This window comes from Mycobacterium sp., assembly GCF_049281135.1.
Classification (GTDB): domain Bacteria; phylum Actinomycetota; class Actinomycetes; order Mycobacteriales; family Mycobacteriaceae; genus Mycobacterium.
Genome location: NZ_JBAPRN010000751.1, coordinates 1 through 3,892, shown reverse-complemented (window position 1 = coordinate 3,892; position 3,892 = coordinate 1). Strand labels below are relative to the sequence as shown.

The 3,892-nt window shown below is 66.8% G+C and carries 4 protein-coding genes; 1 reads left to right on the top strand and 3 read right to left on the bottom strand.

Features of this window, described 5'->3' with window-relative positions; translation table 11 throughout:
• Positions 1–944: CaiB/BaiF CoA transferase family protein (locus WAN02_RS29845; protein ID WP_422268991.1), on the bottom strand; the 944-nt coding region annotated here is incomplete at its 3' end.
• Between the two features lie 145 nt (positions 945–1,089).
• Between WAN02_RS29845 and WAN02_RS29840 the strand changes: the two genes are divergently transcribed.
• Positions 1,090–1,902, top strand: a complete 813-nt coding sequence (locus WAN02_RS29840; RefSeq protein ID WP_422268990.1) for an enoyl-CoA hydratase — start codon at positions 1,090–1,092, stop codon at positions 1,900–1,902.
• An 18-nt stretch (positions 1,903–1,920) separates the two neighbouring features.
• Here the strand turns inward: WAN02_RS29840 and WAN02_RS29835 are convergent, their stop codons facing one another.
• Positions 1,921–2,640, bottom strand: coding sequence for a type II CAAX prenyl endopeptidase Rce1 family protein (locus WAN02_RS29835; protein ID WP_422268989.1), 720 nt, complete (start codon positions 2,638–2,640; stop codon positions 1,921–1,923).
• A gap of 48 nt (positions 2,641–2,688) precedes the next feature.
• Positions 2,689–3,828 (bottom strand): NAD(P)H-binding protein, encoded by a 1,140-nt coding sequence (locus WAN02_RS29830; protein ID WP_422268988.1) that lies wholly within the window; start codon positions 3,826–3,828, stop codon positions 2,689–2,691.
• Positions 3,829–3,892 lie beyond the last annotated feature (64 nt).

The following is a 3,892-nucleotide window of genomic DNA, read 5'->3' as shown; positions in this document are numbered from 1 at the left end:
GTGTTCCGCTCGGTGATATGCGGCTCGGTCTCGACCTCGCCGAAAGCCAGGATCGGCGTCACGCACGCATCGGAGTCGGCGAACACCTTGGCCCAGTGGTCGCGGTCCCGGCTGGCGAACACTTCGGTGAACTTCGCCCGCAGCTCTGGCCAACGGCTGCGGTCGTTCTGCGCTGGCAGGTCAGCGGGATCCAGGCCGAGTCCGGCCAGCATCGCTGCATAGAACTGCGACTCGATGGCGCCCACCGAGACATAGCGGCCGTCGGCACACTCATAGGTGTCGTAGTAGGGCGCCCCGGTGTCGAGCATGTTGGTGCCGCGCTCGTCGGTCCACAACCCCAATGCGCGCATCCCCCACATCATCTGCACCAGCACCGAGGATCCGTCGATCATCGCCGCATCGACGACCTGGCCCTTGCCCGACGTCTGCCGCTCGAACAGCGCCGACAGGATCCCGAGCAGCAGGAACATCGACCCGCCGCCGAAGTCGCCGACCAGGTTCAGTGGCGGCACCGGCTTTTCGTTGGCCCGGCCGATGGCGTGCAGCACGCCGTTGAGCGAGATGTAGTTGATGTCGTGACCGGCCTGCTTACTGCGTGGGCCGGTCTGCCCCCAGCCGGTCATCCGGCCGTAAATCAGCCGCTCGTTGACCTCGGCGCAGTCTTCGGGGCCCAACCCCATCCGTTCGGTGACGCCGGGCCGGTAACCCTCGATCAGCACGTCGGCCTTGGCGACCAGCTTGAGCACCAGCGCACGTCCCTCCTCGGACTTCAGGTCGGCGATGACGAACCGGCGGTTGCGCAGCATCGGGTCGGAGCCGGCGGCACCGGGCCGGTCGACGCGTACGACGTCGGCACCGAGATCCCCGAGGATCATCGCGGCGTGCGGGCCCGGCCCGATTCCGGCGAGTTCGATGACTCGCAACCCTGTCAGCGGTCCCGCCATCTCAACCGACCTCCTTGTCGACAACACTGCTGACGTGGCGATCGCCAGCTCGGCGAAGCCGGGCGCAGCGGGTCACCACTATCTTCAATGCATCTTCGCAGTCGGTCCGGCGGACGCTGCACGCCGGTGGCTTACAGTCGATCCCATGACCGCCATTGATTCTGGAATCGACGCCCTGGCCCCCGTCGACGGACTTGCCGTCAGCCTCGCCGACGGCGTGCTGTCGGTGACGATCGACCGCCCCGACAGCCTGAACTCGCTGACGCTGCCGGTATTCGAAGGACTCGCCGACGCGATGGAGCACGCAGCCAACGATCCGCGGGTAAAGGTCGTGCGATTGAGCGGCGCCGGCCGCGGGTTTTGCTCCGGCGCGGGAATGAGCGCCGACGACGTGGCGGGTGCCGGCCCCGGCGACGAGCTCATCCTCGCCGCCAACCGGGTGGTCCGGGCGATCACGGCGCTGCCGCGCCCGGTCGTCGCGGTGGTTCAGGGTCCGGCGGCCGGTGTCGGCGTCTCTATCGCGTTGTCCTGCGACCTGGTATTAGCTTCGGACAAAGCGTTTTTCATGCTCGCGTTCACCAAGATCGGCTTGATGCCCGACGGCGGCGCCTCGGCGCTGATCGCCGCTGCGATCGGTCGGATCGGCGCGATGCGGATGGCGTTGCTGGCCGAGAAATTGCCCGCGACCGACGCGCTGGCGAGCGGCCTGATCAGCGCTGTCTACCCGGCCGACGACTTCGAGGCCGAAGTGGACAAAGTGGTGTCCGGGCTGCTGCACGGGCCCGCGGTGGCGTTCGCCAAGACCAAGGCGGCCATCAATGCGGCCACCCTCACCGAGTTGGAGACCGCCCTGCAGCGTGAACTCGAGGGTCAGTCCGTCTTGCTGAACTCACACGACTTCCGGGAGGGCGCAAGCGCTTTCCAGCAGCGCCGAACGCCGGCCTTCACAGATAACTGAGCACCGACAGCTGAGCGCTCACAATCCGAACAGCGGCGGCAACCCCAGCAACACGACCAGGGTCCACGCAAAGTGGGTCAGGATCGGCGCCAGCACCCCGCCGGTAGCGCGACGCTCCAATGCGCACACCGTGCCAAGGATAATCGCAGCGAAGGCAAGCATCGGGTTGCGGCTACTTGCCAACGTCGCGATTGCGTAAATGACGGTTGAGATCAGCAACGGGTGATGCTTGCCCAGCGCGCTGTACAACGCGCCGCGGTAGAACAGCTCCTCGGCGACGGCGGCCAGCAGCGCGACAGCCATGGTCAGCCGCCACGACCCCTGATCGGTGTACCGCAGTAGGCGGGTGATCAGTTCGGCAACGACCGGGATCTCCCGAACGAGCAGACCGCCCACGATGAAGACCGCGCCGAGCAGCAATCCGATGATGGTGCCACTGACCACCGGGCGCTGATTGCGGCCACGCCATCGGGCGCCGCCGAGATGCAACGGTCCGGAGATGAAGGCACCGAGCGCCCACACGGCGGCCAGCGCCAACGACCACCAGTAGAACGCAGGCTCGCCGGGGTGCCGTCGCAGCGCCAGGCCCAGCGAAGCGACGCCCAGCACCAGCACGATCGCGACGACCACCCGCCGGCGCCGCACGACGCCAGGTGGTTCGTTGTGCGGCACAGCGACATTGACGATGCCGCGGCGGATCTCTTCCAGAGCGCTGGGCCGGTCAGACACGTCAGTCATCGCGCTGCTCCTCCTCATCGCCACGCTCTGCATCGGCGCTAGCGGATGTCATTGCAGATGCACTTTCGGTGTGAGAGCGATCAGGATATCGAGTCCGGTGCGGATCGCACCGGCGATCGGACCGGGGACAATATCCACCAAACCGATGCCGGGTCGTGCGATCGATGGTGTCACTATGCACGCAAGCCGCCGCAACCGCAGTGCATCGCCGCCAGCCCAGGCCGGATCGCTGTCGGCCAGGTGGTGTGGATCCGCAAGCTCGTCGACCGGGCGCGGCCGGCGATTGGACAGCGAGCGGCTGATCGCGTCTTCGATCGACAGCAGGCCACCCTCCGGATCGGGAACCAGGTCGCGCAGGCCGACGCCGGTGGCCCGCATCGGATAGTCCAGCGACTCGACCAGGTCGGCGGCCAGTCCATCGGGCACCGGCAGCGCCAGCGCAGTCACCCATGAGGCAACCGTGGTGTCGATTCCCCACACCGGAAGACCGGTCTGCCATGTGCCGGCGATACGCGCATAGGCCTTCAGTAGCTCGCGGTAGGAGGTGGTGTCCGGGCCGGCGATGTCGTACGCGCCCGCAGGAACCCGCTCGGAGTCGGCGGCTGCGACAAGGTAGTGCAGCACGTCGCGGATCGAGATCGGGTCGATCGGATTTCCCATCCATTTCGGGACCGGGATCACCGGAAATCGGTCTGCGACGTAGCGCAGCATCTCGAACGACGTCGATCCCGCCCCGAAAATCACCGCGGCGCCTAGCCACACCACTTCGGCGCCGCCGTCGACACTCAGCGCCGCCGCCACTTCGGCTCGACTGGACAGATGCTCGGACAACCCCTCATCAGAGGGAACGAAACCACCGAGGTACACGATCCGGCGCACGCCTCTGCTCTTGGCCGCGGCGGCGACATTTTCGGCAGCGGCGCGATCGGCGTCGCGAAAGCCGGGTTGTCCGATCGCGTGCACCAAGTAATAGATGACGTCGATCGGCCCCGCGTCGGCCAGCGCAGCATGCGCCGATTCGGCGTCGGAGGCATCCAGCCTCACCGGTATGACGTCGTCGTACCACCCGAAATCGCGGAGCCGCGCAGGGGCACGGGTTGCGGCCAGCACCGTGTGGCCAGCCTCGAGTAGCGAGGTGACCAGCCGCGACCCGACATAACCGGTCGCGCCGGTCACGAAAATTCGCACACCTCAACGTAGACAATCTGCGCGCACTTCAAACCCGGGGAGCCGCTCAGAAACACACATAATT

Excerpts from the sequence above, each read along its gene's own strand:
- WAN02_RS29835 (WP_422268989.1), bottom strand. The coding sequence starts at position 2,640 with ATGACTGACGTGTCTGACCGGCCCAGCGCTCTGGAAGAGATCCGCCGC.
- WAN02_RS29840 (WP_422268990.1), top strand. The coding sequence starts at position 1,090 with ATGACCGCCATTGATTCTGGAATCGACGCCCTGGCCCCCGTCGACGGA.